The 19799-nt window shown below is 70.4% G+C and carries 20 protein-coding genes; 10 read left to right on the top strand and 10 right to left on the bottom strand.

Features of this window, described 5'->3' with window-relative positions; genetic code table 11:
* Positions 1–103: 103 nt before the first annotated feature.
* From IEZ27_RS41275 to IEZ27_RS41255, 5 genes are all read right to left on the bottom strand, one after another.
* Positions 104–1450: an amino acid permease gene (locus IEZ27_RS41275; protein ID WP_189652232.1), complete on the bottom strand. Its 1347-nt coding sequence runs from the start codon at positions 1448–1450 to the stop codon at positions 104–106.
* A gap of 181 nt (positions 1451–1631) precedes the next feature.
* Entirely contained in the window at positions 1632–2420 is a 789-nt protein-coding gene (locus IEZ27_RS41270; RefSeq protein ID WP_189652231.1) for an enoyl-CoA hydratase/isomerase family protein, read from the bottom strand.
* Positions 2417–4003, bottom strand: coding sequence for an AMP-binding protein (locus IEZ27_RS41265; protein WP_189652230.1), 1587 nt, complete (start codon positions 4001–4003; stop codon positions 2417–2419). Before IEZ27_RS41265 ends, IEZ27_RS41270 begins: the two co-directional genes overlap by 4 nt.
* The gene (locus IEZ27_RS41260; RefSeq protein ID WP_189652229.1) at positions 4000–4629 is read right to left on the bottom strand and encodes a TetR/AcrR family transcriptional regulator; all 630 of its coding nucleotides are present in this window, start codon (positions 4627–4629) and stop codon (positions 4000–4002) included. Before IEZ27_RS41260 ends, IEZ27_RS41265 begins: the two co-directional genes overlap by 4 nt.
* A gap of 74 nt (positions 4630–4703) precedes the next feature.
* Positions 4704–4964 (bottom strand): helix-turn-helix domain-containing protein, encoded by a 261-nt coding sequence (locus IEZ27_RS41255; protein ID WP_189652228.1) that lies wholly within the window; start codon positions 4962–4964, stop codon positions 4704–4706.
* An 85-nt stretch (positions 4965–5049) separates the two neighbouring features.
* Here IEZ27_RS41255 and IEZ27_RS41250 point away from each other — a divergent pair, with 85 nt between their 5' ends.
* Positions 5050–6228 (top strand): serine hydrolase domain-containing protein, encoded by a 1179-nt coding sequence (locus tag IEZ27_RS41250; RefSeq protein ID WP_189652227.1) that lies wholly within the window; start codon positions 5050–5052, stop codon positions 6226–6228.
* Positions 6229–6280: 52 nt separating this feature from the next.
* Here IEZ27_RS41250 and IEZ27_RS41245 read toward each other — a convergent pair whose 3' ends face one another.
* Positions 6281–7498 carry a TetR/AcrR family transcriptional regulator gene (locus IEZ27_RS41245; protein ID WP_189652226.1) on the bottom strand — a complete coding sequence of 406 codons (1218 nt, stop codon included), beginning with the start codon at positions 7496–7498 and terminating at the stop codon, positions 6281–6283.
* A gap of 152 nt (positions 7499–7650) precedes the next feature.
* Here IEZ27_RS41245 and IEZ27_RS41240 point away from each other — a divergent pair, with 152 nt between their 5' ends.
* Entirely contained in the window at positions 7651–8496 is an 846-nt protein-coding gene (locus IEZ27_RS41240) for a class I SAM-dependent methyltransferase (RefSeq protein WP_189652225.1), read from the top strand.
* Positions 8497–8506: 10 nt separating this feature from the next.
* On the opposite strand, the gene IEZ27_RS41235 is transcribed toward IEZ27_RS41240, so the two are convergent.
* Positions 8507–9628, bottom strand: a complete 1122-nt coding sequence (locus IEZ27_RS41235; protein ID WP_189652224.1) for an FAD-dependent oxidoreductase — start codon at positions 9626–9628, stop codon at positions 8507–8509.
* A gap of 63 nt (positions 9629–9691) precedes the next feature.
* Between IEZ27_RS41235 and IEZ27_RS41230 the strand changes: the two genes are divergently transcribed.
* On the top strand, positions 9692–10144 hold the full coding sequence (locus IEZ27_RS41230; protein WP_189652223.1) for a MarR family winged helix-turn-helix transcriptional regulator: 453 nt from the start codon (positions 9692–9694) through the stop codon (positions 10142–10144).
* Between the two features lie 13 nt (positions 10145–10157).
* On the opposite strand, the gene IEZ27_RS41225 is transcribed toward IEZ27_RS41230, so the two are convergent.
* The gene (locus IEZ27_RS41225; protein ID WP_229824798.1) at positions 10158–11123 is read right to left on the bottom strand and encodes an alpha/beta fold hydrolase; all 966 of its coding nucleotides are present in this window, start codon (positions 11121–11123) and stop codon (positions 10158–10160) included.
* A gap of 89 nt (positions 11124–11212) precedes the next feature.
* On the opposite strand from IEZ27_RS41225, the gene IEZ27_RS41220 reads away from it, so the two are divergent.
* The 6 genes from IEZ27_RS41220 (at position 11213) to IEZ27_RS41195 (ending at position 17554) form a co-directional block, all read left to right on the top strand.
* Positions 11213–11800 (top strand): TetR/AcrR family transcriptional regulator, encoded by a 588-nt coding sequence (locus tag IEZ27_RS41220; RefSeq protein ID WP_189652221.1) that lies wholly within the window; start codon positions 11213–11215, stop codon positions 11798–11800.
* 237 nt (positions 11801–12037) lie between these two features.
* Positions 12038–13402 (top strand): FAD-binding oxidoreductase, encoded by a 1365-nt coding sequence (locus tag IEZ27_RS41215; protein WP_189652220.1) that lies wholly within the window; start codon positions 12038–12040, stop codon positions 13400–13402.
* 212 nt (positions 13403–13614) lie between these two features.
* Positions 13615–14229 carry a TetR/AcrR family transcriptional regulator gene (locus IEZ27_RS41210; RefSeq protein ID WP_189652219.1) on the top strand — a complete coding sequence of 205 codons (615 nt, stop codon included), beginning with the start codon at positions 13615–13617 and terminating at the stop codon, positions 14227–14229.
* A 56-nt stretch (positions 14230–14285) separates the two neighbouring features.
* Positions 14286–15161, top strand: a complete 876-nt coding sequence (locus IEZ27_RS41205) for an alpha/beta fold hydrolase (protein WP_189652218.1) — start codon at positions 14286–14288, stop codon at positions 15159–15161.
* A gap of 252 nt (positions 15162–15413) precedes the next feature.
* The gene (locus tag IEZ27_RS41200; RefSeq protein WP_189652217.1) at positions 15414–16406 is read left to right on the top strand and encodes a zinc-binding dehydrogenase; all 993 of its coding nucleotides are present in this window, start codon (positions 15414–15416) and stop codon (positions 16404–16406) included.
* A 152-nt stretch (positions 16407–16558) separates the two neighbouring features.
* Positions 16559–17554 (top strand): RNA polymerase subunit sigma-70, encoded by a 996-nt coding sequence (locus IEZ27_RS41195; protein WP_189652216.1) that lies wholly within the window; start codon positions 16559–16561, stop codon positions 17552–17554.
* Between the two features lie 50 nt (positions 17555–17604).
* On the opposite strand, the gene IEZ27_RS41190 is transcribed toward IEZ27_RS41195, so the two are convergent.
* Both IEZ27_RS41190 and IEZ27_RS41185 read right to left on the bottom strand, forming a co-directional pair.
* Complete coding sequence (locus IEZ27_RS41190) at positions 17605–18219, bottom strand: DJ-1/PfpI family protein (protein ID WP_189652215.1); 615 nt, start codon at positions 18217–18219, stop codon at positions 17605–17607.
* Positions 18220–18373: 154 nt separating this feature from the next.
* On the bottom strand, positions 18374–19150 hold the full coding sequence (locus IEZ27_RS41185) for a neutral zinc metallopeptidase (protein WP_189652214.1): 777 nt from the start codon (positions 19148–19150) through the stop codon (positions 18374–18376).
* Between the two features lie 320 nt (positions 19151–19470).
* Here IEZ27_RS41185 and IEZ27_RS41180 point away from each other — a divergent pair, with 320 nt between their 5' ends.
* Positions 19471–19716 carry a hypothetical protein gene (locus tag IEZ27_RS41180; RefSeq protein WP_125645929.1) on the top strand — a complete coding sequence of 82 codons (246 nt, stop codon included), beginning with the start codon at positions 19471–19473 and terminating at the stop codon, positions 19714–19716.
* Positions 19717–19799 lie beyond the last annotated feature (83 nt).

Raw genomic sequence — 19799 nt, 5'->3', positions numbered from 1 at the left:
AGTAGCGACTCGACACCGCACATGATCACTCAAGGCCGTCTTGCTGTCCGGGAAACGATCAACCCGCCGCTTAGCACAACAATCCGGAGGATAAAGAACAAGCTCAGAGCCTGTTCACGTGGACGGCCTCGGCGGCCTCCTTGCGGCGGGACCTGAACTCGTACGCGACCAGAGTGCCGCCGACGGCCGCCGCGACCGCGCCGACGACCGGGAGCGCCCCGGCGGAGGAGGCCACAGCGGCGAACGCCAGAACGAGCAGCGCCACCACGACCCGGCTCAACCAGGGGAAACCCCACATCCGCAGCCGGAGCAACTCGGGCGACTCGGCCTCCATACGGCGGCGCAACCGCAACTGGCTGAGCGCCACGAAGACGTAGAGCAACAACACCAGCAGCCCGGCGGTGTTGATCAGCAGGTCGAAGGCGTCGTCGCCGGCCGCGAACGCGGCGGCCATCAGGGCCAGCGCCAGCACGGAACCGCCGAGCAGCGCGGGCCCCGGAACCCCGGACGCGCGCACCTGGGCCGCCGCGGCCGGGGCGTCGCCGCGGGCGGCCATCGCGCAGAGGACGCGCGAGGCGGCGTACAGCGCGGCGTTCATCACCGACACGACCGCGACCAGGATGACCCAGGTCATCAGGGTCGCCGCGCCGGGGACGCCGAGCCTGGCGATGGCGGTGGCGAACGGGCTGTCGGTGCCGTTGGCCGGTACGCGGTTCCACGGCACGATCAGCAGGATGACCAGCACCGAGCCGACGTAGAAGATCAGCACCCGCCACACCACCCGCAGGGTGGCCCGCGCGACCTCCTTGGCGGGTTCGGCCGACTCGGCCGCCGCGATGGTGACGATCTCCGCGCCGAAGTAGGAGAACAACACCGTGACGAGGGCGGTGAGGACCGCGCCCCAGCCCTTGGGGGCGAATCCGCCGTGCCCGGTCAGCGCGGCGAGGCCGGCCCCGGCGCCGTCGGACGGCCACAGTCCCAGGACGTACAGCGCGCCGGCGCCGAGGAACGCCACGATCACCACGACCTTGGCCGAGGCCAGCCAGAACTCGGTCTCGCCGAACAACCGTACCGAGACCAGGTTGGCGGCGGTGAGCGCCGCCAGCAGCGCGACGGCCGTCGGCAACACCGGGACGGCGCCGGACAGGGAGTGCAGCAGCTTGGCCCCCGCCACGCCCTCGAACGCGACCGCGACGATCGCGAACAGCCAGTAGCACCAGCCCACCAGGAACCCGGCGCGTGGGCCGAGGGCGGTGCGGGCGTAGTCCGCGAACGAACCCGCCGAGGGCCGGGCGGCGGCCATCTCGCCGAGCATCCGCATCACCAGGATGACGATCAGTCCGCCCAGGGCGTAGGCGACCAGCGCCGCCGGGCCGGTGTCGGCGATCACCTTGCCGCTGCTGACGAACAGGCCGGCGCTGATGACGCCACCAAGCCCGATCATGGTCATGTGTCGTCTTTTGAGTCCGCGGCGGAGCGATCCTCCGCTGTCGTGCCCGGTCATGGCGTTCGGCTCCCTGCTGTTCTGGGATAGGGGAGATCGGACCCCGGCCCATGGGCGGGCCGGGGTCTCGGGTGATCGCGGGGGCGGTACGGGCGGCGGGCGCGGTCGGCGTCCCGCCGCGTGGCGGTCAGTTGCCGCGGTAGACGGCGGGGCGCCGTTCGACGAAGGATCGGACGCCTTCGAGCACGTCACGGCCGCGCAGGCAGGCCAGCAGCCCCTCGGTCTCCAGGTCGAGCACCTCTTCCAGGTCCAGCTCCCAGACCCGGTGCATGGCTTCCTTGATCAGGCGTACCGGGGTGGGCGCCGCGGCGGCGATGCGTTCGGCCAGCTCCAGCGCCGTGTCGAGCAGGTCGGCGTCGGGGACGAGCCGGCTCACCAGCCCGGCGCGGTACGCCTCGGCGGCGCCGACGGTCTCGCCCGACAGCAGCAGGTCCACCGCGCGGCCGTGGCCGATCAGGCGGGGCAGCGCGTACAGGACGCCGTTGCTCGGGAACAGCCCGCGGTGCACCTCCTTGAACGCGAACGAGGCGGCGTGACCGGCCAGGCGCAGGTCGCTGGCGATGGCCAGCTCCACGCCGACGCCGACCGCGATCCCGTTCACCGCCGAGATGATCACCTTGGGGTGGGCGGTGAAGCGGCGGGTGAGGTCCTGGAGCGCGGCGGTCCGTTCGACCAGGTCGGCGTCGGACCCCGCGGCCAACTGCGCGCCGGCCTCCTTCAGGTCGGTGCCGGCCGAGAAGGCGCGGCCGGTGCCGGTGAGCACCACCGCGCCCACCGTGTCGTCGCGGGCGGCCTCGTCCAGTACGGCGACCAGCTCGCCGTACGTGCGCTGCCGGAAGGCGTTGAGCACCTCGGGCCGGTCGAAGGCGACCACCAGGGCCGAGCCGGCGCGGCGTACCCGCAGATCGGTGCTCATCGGAGGTCCTCCCGGGAGTCGTAGGCGCCACCCCGTACGGCGGGCAGCAGGTGCTTGGCGATGCGTTCGGACGGTGTCATCGGGAACGATTCGACGAACTCCACGAACCTCGGCGTCTTGAAGTCGGCCAGCCGCGCCCGGACGTAGGCCACCAGCTCGCGCGGCTCGACGGGCTCGGCGACCTGGACGAACGCCTTGACCTCCTCGCCGAACAGCTCGTCGGGCACCGGGACCACGGCGGCGGCGCGCACGGCCGGGTGATCGGCCAGAACCGCCTCCACCTCGGCGGCGGCGATGTTCTCGCTGCCGCGCCGGATCATCTCCTTGAGCCGCCCGACCAGGTGGTAGTGGCCGCGTGTGTCCCGGTAGCCGAGGTCGCCCATGGGATACCAGCCGTCGCGCAGCAGCGGCTCGTCCCGGTTCCAGTAGCCGGTCAGCATCGGCTCGCCGCGTACCACGATCTCGCCGACCTCGCCGTCCGGGGCGTCGGATCCGTCCTCCTGGACGACCCTGGCCTCCTTGCCGGGGACGGGCCGTCCCATCGCGCCGGTGCCGACGCACGCGGTGTCCTCGGGCCGGACGGCCAGCACGACCCCCGCCTCGGTGCTGCCGTACGCCTCCCGCCAGGGCGCGCCCCAACGTTCCTCGATCGTGGCGTGCAGGGCGGGCGTGATGCCCGAGCACAGGACGAGCCGTACGCGGTGGGCCCGGTCCAGTTCGGCGTCGGGCGGCTGCTTGAGCAGCAGCAACGGCATCGTGCCGAGGACATAGAAGAAGGTGACACCCTGGTCGCGTACCGACGGCCAGAAGCCCGAGGCCGAGAAGCGCGGCAGGATCACCAGCGGGATGCCGGTCAGCAGGCACAACACCGTGTTCCACTGCGGATCCATGTAGTAGAAGGGCTGCGCGGTGAGGTCCACGTCGGCCGGTGTGACGGCGGCGACGTCGGCCGCGAGTTCGGCCAGGTGCAGCCAGTAGCGGTGGGTGAGCATGCAGCCCTTGGGGAACCCGGTCGTGCCCGAGGTGTACTGGAGGTTGACGAGGTCGTCCCAGCCGACGTCGGGCAGGTCTCGTACGCCGGACGCGGCGGCCAGCGCGGCACCGGCGTCGAAGGCGCCGGCGGCCCGGACGGGTTCGGGCGCGGGCCCGGCGTCGGCGGGGTCGAGCAGCCCGACCTCGCCGAAGTCCAGCGCCAGCAGCGCCTCGGCGGCGGCGGCCGAGCCGGCCAGGGCCAGCACCGGGCCTGAGTCCTTGACGACGTGGGCCAGGTCGGCGCTGCGGTAGCCGGGATTCAGCGGGACGATCACCGCGCCGAGCTTGGCGATCGCCAGCCAGGCGACCGGGAAGCCGACGCCGTTGCCCAGCATCACCGCGACCCGGTCACCCCGGCGTACGCCGCGCGCGGCCAGTACGTTCGCCAGCCGGTCGGTCCGCTCCTCCACCTGCGCGACGGTGGTCTCGACGCCGGCGAAGCGGAACAACACCCGGTCGCCGTGGGCGGCGGCCCGGTCCCGGAGTAATCCGCCGAGGCCACCCGCGATGTCCCCGGCCGCCCGCCCGCCGGACGGCGGTGCGGTGGTCACGCCCGCCGCCGGGTGGCCATGTCGAACATCATCGCCAGCTCGGCGGCGCAGTCGGCCAGGTCGACGGCCGCCTCGTCGAAGACCCACTGGAGCATCACGCCGTCGATCGCGCCCTGGACGGTGGCGGCCAGCGTACGTGGCGAGAAGTCGCGGAAGTCGCCGTTCTCCTGGCCGCGCCGCAGGATGCCCTCCAGGTGGCGGCGGCACGGGTCGTACATGTCGGCGTTGAAACGGCGTTTGGCCTCCGGTGACCCGAAACTGCCCCAGATGTCCACCAGCGCGACGAAGTTGGCGCGGTTGGCCGCCATGAACTCGAAGCTGGCCTCGATGAAGGCACGCAGCCGGTGCGGGGCGTCCGGTGCCCGGTCCACCCGGGCCTTGATGAACCGGTTGGTCTCGGCGAACAGGGCATTGACGACCTGCTGGATCAGTTCGTCCTTGCCGGCGAAATGGTAGGAGATCACGCCTCTGCTGACGCCGACGTCCTGGGCGATCCGGGCCAGCGACGCCTGTGGCAGCCCGGCGCTGGCGATGGTGGAGATGGCGCCCTCCACGATCTGCCGTCGCCGGGCCTCCTCGATGAACGAGGCCTTGTTCTGGCCGACCTGATCGATTTTTGACCGCATGGCCAGGATTCAAGCCGCTGGGCCGTCGTACGGCAAGCTCCGGCCGGCGACTGTACGGTTTCCCCCACCCCCGGTCAGGGCCGTCGTTCGCCGGCCCGCTCGCCGGTCCGGCCGGTCGCCGCGAGGTAGTGCAGCACCGCCAGGACCCGGCGGTTGCCGGCCGCCGACGCGGGCAGCCCGAGCTTGGCGAACACCGCGGTGACGTGCTTCTCGACCGCGCTCAGCGACACATATAACTGGTCGGCGATGCCGGTGTTGGACCAGCCGTCGGCCATCAGGGCCAGCACCTCGCGCTCTCGGGGGAGCAGGGAATCGTCCCAGCCGGAGTCGGGCATGGCGGCACCTCCTCGGTGTGTGGGAAACCGCAGAATCCGCGCGAACCTCTTGTCTCACTCATACCAGCTGGATTAAATCCTGGCCATGCGGTCAAAAATCAGCCATCGTGTCCAGAAGTCCCGGGTGCTCGGCGCCGTCCTGGCCGGCGTGGTGCTCAGCGGCGGCCTCGCCGCACCGGCCCTCGCCCGGACGGCACGCGTACCCGCCGCGGGCCAGGACACCACGAACGCGCAGCTCCGCTGTCTGCTGGACGGCGTCGTCACGCCGCCCGTACCCGGCGCGATCCTCACCGTGACCGGGCCCGGCCGGCGCTTCGACGGCGCGGCCGGCGTGTACGAGCTGGACGGACGCGCCCTGCGCGCCTCCGACGCCTTCCGGACGGCCAGCGTCACCAAGACGATGACCGCGGCCGTCGCCCTCCGGCTCGCCGAACGCGGCGACCTGCGCCTGGACGCCCCCATCGGCCGATACCTGGACCGGAAGCTGGTCGCGCGCATCCCGTACGGATCCCGGATCACCGTCCGGCAACTCCTCGACCACACCGCCGGTCTGTACGACTACGTGGAGAACGAGAAATGGTTCCAGTACGTGCTCGATCACCCGGACAAGACCTGGAAGCCGCGGGAACTGGTGGACTGGGCGCTGCGTTCGGGCAAGCCCTACTTCGCCCCCGCCAAGGGGTACCACTACTCCGACACGGGCTACGTCCTGGCCGGGCTCGTCATCGAGAAGGCCGCCAAGAAGCCGTTGCACCGGTTGTACCGGTCGTTGTTGCTACAGCCGCTGAAGATGGACCGCACCTACCTCGAATGGTGGGAGCCGCACCGCGGCCCGCGCGCCCACAACTACATCGGCGAACGCGACACCTACGACTTCAACCCGACGTTCGACACGTTCGGCGGCGGCGGCCTGGTCTCCACGGGGGCCGATCTCAACCGGTTCATGCGCGGCCTGTTCGAGGGCAAGGTCTTCAAGCGTCCGGCGACACTCCGGACGATGTTGCGCAGCACCCCGCAGAGCGTCAAGGCCGGCGCGCCGTACGGGCTGGGCATCGCCCGGCTGACCGTGGCGGGCGAGACCGCGTACGGGCACAACGGCTTCTTCGGCGCGTTCCAGGTCTACGTGCCCAAGAAGGGGGTCGCGGTGACCGGCACCGTGACGCAGTCCCAGCTCGGGGCCAAGAAGGAGACCAGCCGGTTCATCGAGAACGCCCTCCTGGTGGCCCTCGGCAAGCCGCCGGCCGACCTCTGCAAGCGCCAATAGCCGCGTACGCGGGGGCTCCCGCCGGCCGGCGCCGGGGAGTGGCTGACCCCCTCTAACCGGCCGCGTCCTCCCTCGGAAACAACACGGCGAGCGCCGCGTCGAGCGCCACGGCCTCCAGCCGGTCGCCGACGAGTGACGTGCCGGACGTGACGAGACCGAAGATGAGGGCCCTGACTCCGTCGACCATCGCGCGGACCTCGGCATCGCACAGGTCCGGACGCGACTCGGCAATGAGATGCACCCATTCCTCACGGTTGATCCGCTGACTGCGAAGCACAGCCTGCCGCCGCGACGGCGGCAGGCTGTGCGACTCCCGGTCGACGACCGCCATGAGGTGGGCGTCGGTGAGCGCCCTGCGCACCCGCGTGCGTACCAGCGCCTCCAGCAGTTGTCCCGCCGGACCGTCCACGCGGTACGTCTCCGCGACCTCGGCCTCGGCCCGGTCGGCCTCGGCCCGCAGTATCGCCAGCAACAACTCGTCCTTGCCGTTGACGTGGTGGTAGAGCGCCGGCCCGGTGACGCCGACCGCCTCACCGATCTCGTCCATGCCGGTCGCGTGGTAGCCCTTCTCGACGAACAGGCGCGCGGCCTCCCGGATGATCAGCTCGCGCCGGTCGCCGCCCGCCAGGGGCGAGCGCGTCACCGCGGTCGCCGGGGCCCGGAACGGGCGCTCCGGCAGGAGCAGCCCGAGTGTCATACGGACGATGAGCCGGTACAAAAGCTGATCGTCGAGCCCCGCGTGACCGGTGGCGACGGTGAAGATCAGCCATTTAGCGCCCGCCGTCAGTGTCCGCGCCTCGTCCGCGGTCAGCTCGGGGCGCGCTCCGACGATTCGGCTCACCCACTCCTGGAAGTTGGCCCGTCCGCGGCGCAGCAGCGGCTCGCTCGTCTCGGGGGACAGGCTGCGCACTTCGCGGGCGGCGACCGCGGACAGCGGGCCGTCGTCGATGGCCTGGCGGACCTGGGCGTGGACCAGCCGCTCCAGAACCTCGCGCGGACTCCCGCCCTCGCGATCGATCCGGGCGATCTCCGCCTCGGAGCGCTCCGCGCTCTGCTCGATCAGGGCGACCAGTACGGCGTTCTTGTCGGGGAAGTGCCGGTACACCGTCGGCCCCTTCACCCCGGCCGCGGCGCCGATCTGGATGATGCTCGTCCCGTGGAATCCGTGCTCGTGGAACAGGCGGGCGGCCTCGCGCAGGATCAGCGCGCGCCGGTTCCCCGGCGGCCTGCCGCGCCGCGGGCGCGACTGCGTCTCCTCGGCCCCCGACATCCGCACCCTCCCTCCCATCCGCGACGCATCGACCGTACCGGATCCACTTGATCACCTTAACCAGAAATCACGTAATCCCTCAAAATCTTAACCCGATGGCGTGAAGTAAGGCCACATGTCATATTTAAGCTAACGTCGGTAAAGGGGTTGGCATGCCAGGCATCAGTACGGCCGGACTCTCCGGCATCGAAGAGACCTCCCTCATCACCTTGCACGCACGAGCACTCGACGCCAGGTCGGACCACCCGATCCTGGACGACCCGTACGCCGAGAAGGCCGCCCAGGCCCTCGACTACGACTGGCAGCGCCTCCAGCCGACTCCCCGGCTGGAGGAGAAGGAACGGCTCAACGTCAGCATCAGAGCCGTCCACTTCGACCGATGGGTGCGCCGGTTCATCGACCGCCACCCGGATGCGGTCGTGCTCGACCTCGGCTGCGGCCTGGACAGCCGCGGCCACCGGATCGCCCCGCCACCCGGCGTGGACTGGTACGACGTGGACCTGCCCGCCATCATGGCCATACGCGCGCAGCTCTACGCCGGGACCGACCGCATCCACCCGCTGGCCCTGTCGCTCGACGAGGACGGCTGGCTGGAGGCACTGCCGGCGGATCGGCCGGTGGTGGTGGTCATGGACGGGCTCTACCCGTGGATGACCAGGCCCACGTTCATCAGGTTGCTGCGCCGGATCACCGCCCACTTCGACCGCGGCGAGATCCTCCTGCTGGGCTTCTCCCGACTCTCCAGCCGGATGATGCGCAAGGTCGTGCCGGCCATCAAGGCGATCGGAGCTCCGGTCAACGAGGGGTTCGACGACCCGCACGACGTGGAGCGCTGGAACTCCGACCTGCGGCTCGTCGAGCGACAACGGTTCATCAGCTCTCCCGAGGTGGCGAAGATGCCGCCCGGCGAACGGATCCGCTGCCGGATCATGCGGGTGATCCCCGGTATGGCCCGCATGGACAAGGGCATGCTCCGCTTCGCCTTCGGCAGACCCTGAAGCCCCGCTCTCAGTGGGCGAGGGCGGTGAGGCGGTTGCTGAAGCGGGCGAGCATCCCGCTCTGGGACGTCTCGGGGAACATCCGGCCGATGAACGGGGGAATCCGCCAGTTGGCGGGGCTGCGCCTGGCCAGCCGGGACACCAGGTTGACGTGCGGGTAGCGGGCCCGCTCGTAGGCCCGTAGCCGTTGCGCCAGGTCACCGCCCTTGGCCAGCTCGCGCCCGAGCACCCACACGTCCTCCAGGGTCTGGTTGGCGCCCTGCCCGAGGGTGGGCGGCATGAGGTGGGCGGCGTCGCCGAGCAGGGTGACGCGGCCCTTGCCCCACTCCCGGCGCACCTTCTGCCAGTGGTGACCGAAGAAGTCGAGATCGTCCTCGGACGCCTGGGCGAGCAACTCCGGGACGGGCGACGCCCAGTGGCCGAAGCGGCGCCTCAGCTCGGCCAGCGGCGCGGCGGGCCGCGGTTCGCCGGGGGACCAGCGCACGTCGAACCACCACTGGAGCTTGCCGTCCCCGGCGGGGATGATCCCGCACGCACCCTCCCTCCCCGTGATCATGAGGTGGAGGTGGGTACGGGTGAGCTCGATGTCGATCCGGCTCAGGGCCTGCCAGGTGCCGAAGGTGGCCGTACGGATGGGGACGTCGCCCCACAACTCGCGCCGGACGACCGAGTGGTGGCCGTCGGCTCCGACGAGCAGGTCCCCTGTGACCGTCGAGCCGTCGTCGAAGGTCACCGTGACCCCGTCGTAGTCCTGGGTCACTGTCCGGCAGCCCGTGCCGTAGCTGATCAGGTCGTCGGGCAGCCCCTCGGACAGCCGTTCCAGCAGCAGACGGCGGGAGATCGACTTGTTCGGGAAACCGTAGAGCTCGGCCGCGTGGGCCATGTCGGAGCTGAGCCGCAGGCGGCCGTCCGCCGTCAGTGCGTCGATCCGGTCGAACCGGCCGCCGACGCCGTCAAGGCTGACCCCGAGATCATGCAGCACCGCGGCGCCGTTGCTGAAGATGCTCAGCCCCGCGCCGCCCGTTCGCAGGGCCGGCGCCTGCTCAAAGATCCGCACCTGGTGACCGGCGGCCAGCAGGCTCCGCGCGACGGCCAGGCCGCCCACACCCGCGCCGATGACGACAACGTCCATTTTATCTCCAAAACGAAGTTACTTCGATTCAAAGATACATCGCTGTGAAGTACATTGGGGCGAGTGACCGACAAGCACCCAGAAGAGGACGTCTTCCGCGAGTTCCTGATCGCGGTCATGCTGCACATCGAGGCGATCGCCGACCGGCTCGGCGTGCACCACGTCGACGTGGCCGCCCTCATCCTGCTGGAGATGCGCGGCCCGCTCTCCGTAGGTGCCATCTCCGAGGAACTGGGGCTCCCGTCCGCCTCCGCGACCCGGCTCATCGACCGCCTGGAGAAGGCCGGATATGTACGGCGGGTACGCGGCGAGCGCGACCGGCGCATGGTCACCGTGGAGCTGGTGGAAGGTGGCATGGCCGAGTACCACGCCACCCGCATCCTGTCCGAACGGCACCTGGGAGAGATCCGCGGGGACTACACGCCGGACCAGGTGCCGTTGATGCTGGGCATCCTCACGGGTGTCGCCCGGGCCTACCGCTCGGCCACCAAGGAACTGCGCGAGCAGTCCGGCTGAGGCGCCGCACCCGTCACTGCGCGTCGCCGGCGCGGCCGGTGCCGTAGGGGCGGTCGGCGCTGTCGATCTCGTCGGCAAAGGCGAGGATCCGGCTGTTGACGCGCTCGGGGAACTCCCCGTTGATGGCGTGGGAGGCGTCCGGCCACAGCTCGACGACACCCCGGGGGAGCAGGCGGCGGGCACGCGCGGCGGCCTTGCGCGGATTGTGGATGATGCTGCGTCCGGCGATCAGCGCGAGCACCGGCGCGCCGACCCCGGCCACCTGCTCGTCCGTGGGGTACGTAGGCGGCGGCAGGAAGGCGGTGAAGTCCCGCATCCCGGCAGATATCAGGTTGGCGACGGGTTCGTCGTCGGAGGCGTCGGCCCCGGCGGAGATCCAGCTCAGCAACCACCGCCGCCACGACTCGGGGAAGAACGGCACCACCGAGCCCAGCGAGACGACGACGACCTTCCAGGTGATCCGGCCGAAAAGGCTGGCGGGATCGAGCAGGCTCACCGAGGCGATCTTCTCCGGGACCCGCAGGGCCAGGTGAAAGGCGCTCCACCCTCCGATGGATACCCCGACGAGATGCACCCGGTCGAGACCGAGCCCGTCCAACAGCTCCGCCAGCCAGCTCGCCTGGTCGGCCGAGCTCGCGAACGCCCGGGTCTGCACCGAGAGGCCGGGCTCGCCGAGCAGGTCGACCGTGTAAACCGGCCGCTGGGTGATCAGGCCGGCCAGGTTCGACTCCCACATCGGGGTGGACGCGGTGCGCCCCGGCAACAGCAGCAGCGGCACGCCGTCGCCGGTGCCGAAGCGATAGACCCGGACGGTCCCGAAGCGAGTCTCCACGTCCCAGGTCTGATCGGGTTCGGGAAGGTCGGCCATGGCCTTGTCGTAGGCGTTCCGGAAGCGCGCGAAGGCGGGCGCGTCGCGGAAGTGGCCGAGCCGCGGCCCGCGGAACGCGGCTCCGATGTTGGGTTCCACAAGGTCGTTCACGTAAGGGATCCTCCACTCGGCTTTCGCGATACGATCGTATCGCATCAATGTCACGATACACTCGTATCGCAAAGAGGGGAGTCCGGGCCGTGCCGAAACAGGTGGACCACGCGGCGCGGCGGGCCGAGATCGCCCACGCCGCCCTCAGGCTGGGCGCCCGGGAGGGCCTGGCCGGTGTGAGCATCGGGCGGGTGGCCCAGGAGGCCGGCGTCTCCAAGGGGCTCGTGCAACACTATTTCCCGGCGAAGGCCGACCTGCTGCGCGCGAGCGCGTACCTGCTCAGGCAGGAGATCGAACGCCATGTCCGCGCGGCGCTGCTGGACGCCGCCGGCCCGGCCGACACACTGCGGCGCACACTGCTCGCCGTCGTCGAGCTGGGCGCGCGCGCTCCCGTGCTCCTGCTCGCCGGACACGCGTTCCTGGCCACCGCCGTCGCCGACCCTGACGTACGCGAGCTGTACCGGGCGGGCGGCGACACGGTCCATCGTGAGCTCGCCGCGCTCGTGGCCGCCACGGCCTCGGAACCAGGCGTCGAGGCCGGCGCCGAGGCTCACGTGCTCCTCGGGCTCGCGCGCGGCCTGGCCGACGGGGTGCTGATCGGAGAACTGGACGTCGCGCAGGCGGCGGCGGTCCTGGACCACCAGCTCAGGCGGATCGGCCTGCCGGCGGACCTGTGACGGGAAGGCCGCCGTACCGGCGCCGGGATCGTCCGCGGCGCGACCGACGGTGGGGGATTCGGGGGACATGGGCTCCACATCCTTCGGCTAGATCATGACGCCCGGTCGCCGTCCGCGCCGCTTCCAACCGGGGCGCTCGGCCGGGTGGGGGGAATCTAGGGCAGTTTATCCGCGTCCTTTACTTAGAGTTATCATCTAGTTACTTTGGGTGCAAGAATTGCGTCCCGAGGAGTTGCGATGAGGCTCGCTGTGGCCGCGGCGGACTGGGCGGCCCTGCGCCGGCGGATGCGCGGCGAGGTCGTCCTTCCCGGCGATCCCGGCTACGCGACGGCCCGGGGGATCGCCGACCCTCGATTCGACCAGGTGCGACCACGTGCCGTCGCGCGCTGCTCGACGGCCGACGACGTTCGTCTCGCGGTCGACTTCGCCCGCCACCACCGTCTCACCCCCCATCCCCGCTCGGGTGGCCACAGCTTCGCTGGTTACTCCACCGGTCCCGGCCTGGTCATCGACGTCTCCCCGCTGAACACGATCACCGTCGACGGAGCCACGGCCCGGATCGGCGCGGGCAGCAGGAGCGGGCAGGTCGCCCGGGTCCTCGCCGAACACGGCAGGCTCCTGCCGGTCGGCGTATGTCCTGAGGTCGGCATCGCCGGGCTGACGCTGGGCGGAGGCATCGGGATGGTCGGCCGCGCGTACGGCCTGACCATGGACAACCTGCGGGAGGCCGACGTCGTCCTGGCCGACGGCAGTGCCGTCACCTGCGGCCCCTCCGTCCACCCTGATCTGTACTTCGCGCTGCGTGGCGCGGGCGCGGGGGCCTTCGGCGTCGTCACGTCCCTGACCTTCGACATCCACCCCGCCGTCGAGCTGCGGACGTTCGTGCTCAACTGGCCCGGTGACCGCGTGGCCGAGACCGTCGCCGCCTGGCAGCGCTGGTCCCTGACCCTGTCCGACGCGATGAGCACCCAGCTCTGCGTGCGTGGCGGCGTACCCGGGACCTTGGTCATCGCCTGGTGGTGTGGATCACCTCGGGCGGGCGACCCGCTCGTCGCCCGGCTCGTGGCCGCGCTCGGCGAGCCTGTTGCCGGTGGTTCGTACACGTCCGGCTATCCGGAGGCGATCACGTATCTCTGGGAGGTGCTGCGGGCTGACGGTGACGCCTCGCGGGCGCCGGTCTACACCTTTCAGGAAGACCATCTGCTCTCGGCGCCGCTGCCGCCGGACGGCGTGTCACTGCTCGCGCGGCGGCTCACCGGCCGCGCCGACACCATCCTGATCCTCGAACGTCAAGGTGGCGCTCTGGGCAAGGACCCCACCACGGCGTGGGCTCACCGCGGCTGCCCCTTCGCGATGTGGTTCTGGAACGAGGTCTCACCCACGGCAGGCGTCGGCCGCGTCATCGAGGCCAGGAACCGGATCGTCTCCTTGTGGCAGGAACTGCGACCTTGGGCATCCGGGCAGTCGTACCAGAACAACATCTCGCCGCGTCGGCCGGACTGGGCGCGCGCCTACTACGGCGAACACCTGCACCGGCTTCGCGCGGTCAAGGCCCGCTACGACCCGCACGACCTCTTCCATCATCCCCAGGGCCTCGCGTGAATCTGGAGGAGAGGGCGCGACCGCGGTCGGCACCGTCCCGCGTTCCTTCGGGGCCCACATGCCGGCGTCGTCGAACCGCTCGTAGTAGGTGCATTGGCGCATCCGTTGGCGGCGCTGGTGGTCGGCGCTGACGGGGTGCCCTCCGCGGCGTGCCTGGCCGGGCCTTATCCAATATGTTAACCGTAGTTCCCGTTTCTCAGAGAGGTGTGTACGTGGCCGAGTCCGACGAGCTGGAATCCCTCATCTCGCAGGGGCGCAAACATGGGGTGCGCAAGCGCGTCATCCTGCTGCAGGCTGCCCGGCTCTTCGTGGAGCGAGGTTACGCCGACACCGGGATCGACGACATCGGGGCCGTGGTGGGCATCTCCGGGCCCGCGGTCTACCGGCACTTCCCCGGCAAGCAGGCCATCCTCCTCGCCCTGATCGAGTTGTCGCTGGAACGCCTTCAGGAGGGGACGCAAGCCGCGCTGGCCGACCGGGACCGGGATCCGCGGGAGGCGCTGATCGCCCTGGTGGACTGGTTCTCCCGGTCTTCCGTCGAGAACCGGAGTCTGACGCTGATCATGCAGGCCGAGCTGCTCTGGTTGCCGGAGCAGGATCGGCGGCGGCTCAATCGCCAGATGCGGCAGATACGTGAGGAGTGGGTCGGGCTGCTGATCGAGGTACGGCCGGAGCTGTCGGACCTCGCGGCGCGGATCGCCGTCACCTCCGTCATGGGGATGGTGACGGCGGTGCTCGCCGCCCGGCTGAGCGATGACATCCGAGCGCTGAGCGCGCACCTGCGGGCCCAGATGCTCGCCGTCCTGCATGTGCCGGCTGGATCGTGACGGCTCTGGATCAAGTAAAAAGTTAACGTGTATATACTTTTTGCCGTAGGAGAGTCTTGTGGGAGGACATGATGGAACGCATAGTCGAGGCCAACGGGATCCGTCTGTGGTGCGAGACGTTCGGTGATCCGGCCGATCCCGCGCTGCTGCTCGTGATGGGGCTCGGCGCCCGAGGCGCCACCTGGCCCGATGAGCTCTGCCGGCTTCTCCAGGAGGCAGGCCGGTACGTCATCCGCTACGACAACCGGGACACCGGGCTGTCGGGCTGTGTCGACTACGAGGCCAACCCGTACACGATGATCGAGCTCGCCCAGGACGCGGTCGGCCTGCTCGACGGATTGGGCATAGCCACGGCGGACGTGGTCGGCGCGTCGATGGGCGGCATGATCGCCCAGGAGATCGCGCTCGAACACGCTGACCGGCTGCGCAGTCTGACGATCATCATGTCGAGCGCCGAGCCCCTCGACCCCGCGACCAACACCTTCCGGGGCACGGTACGCGATCCACGGCTGGCCGCCTGGGACGCCGAACAGATCGCCAATCCGCCCAGCACCCGGGAGGAGCACGTCGAGTCGCATCTCAAGCTGGCTCGCATTCTCGCCGGACAGTTGACGGCGTTCGACGAGGTGGCCACGCGCGCGATCATCGAGCGGGAGATCGAGAACGCCACCGATGCGGGCCACGCCTCGAAGAACCACATCCTCGCGGCCTTCGCCTCCCGCGACCGTTCCGGGCTTGTCGGCTCGATCACCGCTCCGACTCTGGTGATTCACGGGTCGGACGATCCCATGGCGCCCTTCGCCCATGGCGAGGCCCTGGCGGCCGCGATTCCCGGCAGTGAGTTCCTGCCCATCGAGGGAATGGGGCACGGGTTCCCGCCGCCGGTGATTCCTCCTATCTCCGCCGCGATTCTCCGGCACACCGGGCGATAGCCGACAACCGTCGATCGCGGGGGTCCGCCCGCGCATCTCAAGGGGACGGCCGGCCAGGAAGTTCACGGTAGGGGCGGCGTGCAGCGGTGGGTTCGTGTCCGGGCGGTGGAACCTGCGCGCCGGCCCCGGCCCGTGCGGTTCGGGAGCAGGCGATTCCTTTGGGTGGTGGCCGTGGTCTACATGATGGGAGGCGCGGTTCGCGCAACGAGCCGGTCGGTCTCTCTCACGTACGCCAAAGAGAAAGGACCGCCGATGAGCATCCCGGCGACCATGCGCGCGCTGCGGCAGACTTCCCTCAACGGCCCGCAGGACATGCGCCTGATCACCGACGCGCCGGTGCCGAGCCCCGGCCAGGGCGAGGTCCTGATCCGCGTCACCGCCGCCGGGGTCAACTTCGCCGACGTCTCGAAGGCCCACGGCACGTTCGCAGGCGGTCCGCGGCCACCGTACCTGGCGGGTTTCGAGGCCGCGGGGGAGGTCGTCGCGGTGGGCGAGGCGGTGACCGGCCCGCGACCGGGGGCCCGCGTCGTCGGCGTCGCCGACGGCGCCTTCGCCGAGTACGCGGTCCTGCCCGCGGCCGCGGCAGTACCGGTGCCTTCGGGCTGGACGGAACAGCAGGCGCTGGGCCTGGTCGTGAACTGGCCCACCGCGCTGGCCGCGCTCAAGCCTCTGGGCGGCATCGCCGCCGGGCACGTTGTGCTGATCCAAGCCGCGGCGGGCGGGACCGGCCAGGCTGCGGTGAGAATGGCCAAGCACTACGGCGCGACGGTCATCGCCACCGCCTCGCCGGACAAGCACGAGACCGTACTGGCGCTGGGAGCCGACCACGTCCTGGACTCCCGCGGCGGCGACCTCGCCGCCGAGGTGGCGGAGCTGACCGGCGGGTACGGCGTCGATGTGGTCCTGGAGTCGGCCGGCGGTGCCACGTTCACCGCCGGTCTGGCCGCGGCCAGGCGAGTCACCGGCCGGGTCGTCGTCTACGGTCTGGCGGGCGGCGAGGCCCCGATCACCAACTGGGAGCTGGTGTACAAGCACCAGGTCCACGTCATCGGCCTCAACCTCGGCGTGCTGATCCAGGCCGCGCCGCAGATCTTCGGCGAGGTCATGGGTGAGCTGTCCGCGCTCATCGCGGCCGGCGTGCTCGCCCCCGGCCGGCCCACCACGTACGAACTGGCCGACGGCCCGAAGGCGCTGACGGAGCTGGAAGCCAGGGCCACCGTCGGCAAGCTGGCCCTGCTGCCCTGAGCAGGCCGCCTCGTACGACGCACACCGGAGGTCCCGATGACAGGAGTCGGACAGATGCCCGCAACCGTGGCCCCGGCCGCTGAGCGAATGGCGCGGTTCATCGTGAAGTACGACACCCCGTCGAACGTCACTCGCGGGGCCGGGCTCGCGGCGTGACGGCGCATCTGCGGGCGGCACCCGATCAAGACCGGTTCACCGCCGAGACCGAGCGGTTCCGCCGGGAGCTGTTGGCGCACTGCTACCGCATGGTCGGCTCGGCGCACGACGCCGAGGACCTGGTGCAGGAGAGCTATCTGCGGGCGTGGCGGTCCTACTCCGGGTTCGAGGGCCGGGCGTCGATTCGGTCCTGGCTCTACAAGATCGCCACCAATGTCTGTCTGACAGCGTTGCGGCCGCGCCCGATCCGGGTGCTGCCCTCAGGTCTGACAGGTCCGTACGACGGCTCCGATCGTCCGCCGAGCCCCGTCGCGCCGGGCGAGGTCTCGTGGCTGGAGCCGCTGCCCGACGTATGGATCGCCCCGCCCGCCGACGATCCGGCCGCAGTGGTGATCGAACGCGAGTCGCTGCGGCTGGCGCTCATCGCCGGCCTGCAGTACCTGCCCGCCCGCCAGCGTGCGATCCTCATCCTGCGCGAGGTGCTGGCCTTCTCGGCGGCCGAGACCGCGGAGATCCTCGGCACCACCACGGCGGCGGTCAAGAGTGGTCTGCAGCGCGCCCGTGCCCGCCTGGACGAATTGACGCCGGAGCAGGGGGAACTGCTCGAACCGACCGACCAACGAGCCCGCGCGCTGCTCGACGGCTATGTCGCGGCCTTCGAGCGCTCCGATGCCCGCCTGCTGGAACAGGTGCTGCGCGTGGACGCCACGCTGGAGGCGACGCCGTTCCGCGACTGGCAGGCGGGCCGGGCGATGTGCATGCACGTCCTCGACGCGTACGTGCTGGGAGCGCCGGGCGACTGGCGGATGATCGCGACCACCGCCAACGGCCAGCCCGCCGCCGTGGTGTACCACAAGGATGTGGACGGCACGCTCCGAGCCGACGGCGTCGTGGTGCTGGCCCCCACCACCGGCGGCGTCGTCCGCGTGGTCAAGTTCCACGATCCCGCGCTGGTCGCGGCGTTCGGCTTCCCGGACGTGCTCGCGTGCTGACCCGTCACTGGGTACGGCCGAGCAAGCCCGGCGTCGGTGGGCAGCTCACGTCAGCGCAGTGCCGCCGTCCGCACACCTACGGTGGACATGACCCGCCGTACGACCTCCTCTTTCTCACCCACGGGCGCCGCATACTCGATCGCGGCCCAAGCGGCCCTCTCACCGGCCGTGTGCAGCAGCGCCCACGCCGCCAGGTAAACCGATGCCAGGCAGCCACCCGCGGTCGCGATCGCGCCCTCCGCGTGGAACGGCGCATCCAGCACCGTCACCCCGCGCTCCTCAAGCCAAGGCCGCGTGATGGTGTCCGTGCAGGCCGGCCGTCCGGCGAGCAGGCCGAGGCGCGCGAGCACCAGAGCACCGGAGCACTGCGAGCCGATCAGCTGCCGCGATGGGTCGAGCGGCAGACGCTCCAGCAGCGTGTCGTCGGCCACGACATCACGTGTCTTGATGCCGCTCCCGAGGAGGACCACGTCGGCTTCGGAGACGAACTCCAGCGGTCGCTGGCTGGTCACCTCCACACCGTTCATCGAGGTCACCGTGGGTGTCGGCGAGGTGATGTACGCGGTCACGTCCTGACCTTGCATGCGAGCACGATTGATCAGGCCGGATGCGATGAAGCTGTCCAGCTCGTTGAACCCGTCAAAGGTGACGACCGCTATCTGCATGGCCACTCCCCGGCAGTTGTCCTCATCCGCTCACATGCTAGAAGGCCTGACAATGCCGTGCGCAGTGGCGGGGCCTGCGGGACGGCGTGGTCACGACGGGGCCGGTCCGGGGAAGCGCGGTGGTTGGCGGCGTTCCCCGGGCCTTGGGGATGGGTCAGGCGACTGCGGAGGAAGGGGCTGTCCAGGTGTTGCAGGAGGCCGGGTCGCCGGTGGCGAAGCCGCGGCTGATCCACTTCTTGAGTGACGCGGTGCTGCCGATGGTGCGCTTGTCGTGGGGGCCGTCGCCCTGGACGAGGCTCAGGAAGTAGGTCCAGTCCTTGTCGGTGCGGTCCGTCATCGGCCAGGCGCTCTTGACGAAGGCGCCGCCCAGGCACTCGGCTTGGAGGCTCTGCCGTCGTTCCTGCTCGTTCTGTTCGGCCGCGCTGCGGTGGGGGGCCGCCAGGTAGGCGTCGTAGATGCCGGTGAGCTTCTGGACGTGCATGGCGTACATGGCGGCGGCGGTGTCGAACAGCCACAGATCGGTGGGGTCGTCCAGCCAGTTCTTGCCGATCTGGAAGACGAGCGTGCGGGTCTTGGGGCAGTACTGGGCCTGGGAGTCGTCCTTGGGGATGTCGAAGCCGCAGTAGTTCTTGGGGATCTTGGCCAGGTGCCGGACCTTGATCTTGCTGTAGGGCAGGCTCGCCTTGTCGAGGTGCCACTGCCAGGCGGATTCCAGGCAGCCGATCACCGAGTCGAGGTAGGCGCGGGCCAGTTTGCGGTCGCCGCGCCTGACCGGGGGCTCGGCGCAGTCGACGGTGGGGAGCGTGCCCGTGTCGTAGAGCGGGTTGGCGGTCAGCTTGGCGTTCTTGACCGGATATGCCGCCGCGTTGGCCGTACCGCCCACGGGCAGGACGGCGGCGCAGGCGAGCAGGATGATCGATAAGCGTTTCATGGGCCGTGACGATAGGGCTGTGGGGGCGCCGTCGCAATCGCGGCACGACCGCTTGTCTTCCACGACGGCTCGACGACGCCCCTTTGGTGCGGGACGGGGGTCTTCGTCGCTGGGCTCCCTGAGGGACCGCAGCCTCGGGAGGCCTGATGACCGGCGTGGTGACCTGTCGGTTGTGTGCGTTCTGAAAGGTGGGGTTAAGGAGGTCGCGGCGTCTTAAGGGCGGCTCCTAAGTGGTTCCCAAGTCTTGTGGCACATCTTGGCGGCTGAACGTTGTCGCGTGCCTGGCGCGCGATCGCCATTCCTTGAGGAGAAGAGGAAACATGAGACTTCGACGTCTGACCACAGCCGCCCTCGTCGCCGGTGGGCTCGCTCTTGGCGCCGTTGCCGGCTCTGCCGTGCCCGCGTCCGCGCAGCAGGCGGCAGGGTCGTGGCACGTGGCGGGGTACTACCAATACCGCGATCAGTGCACCCGGGCCGGTTTCACCGCCCTGACCAGTGGTGGCATCGTCCAGGACTTCAAGTGCGAGCTGTCCGGCTCGCGCTTCGCCCTCAGTCTCTTCTACTGACGCACGGACGGCTCCGTCCCTCGTACGTCCGCGGGACGGAGCCGCGCATGATCCGCCTTCCAGCCGGCCGGTAGCCCTCGGCC

This window comes from Nonomuraea spiralis, assembly GCF_014648435.1.
Classification (GTDB): domain Bacteria; phylum Actinomycetota; class Actinomycetes; order Streptosporangiales; family Streptosporangiaceae; genus Nonomuraea; species Nonomuraea spiralis.
Note: the sequence above shows the minus strand (reverse complement) of the source record. Positions and strands in the feature narration are given on the sequence as shown.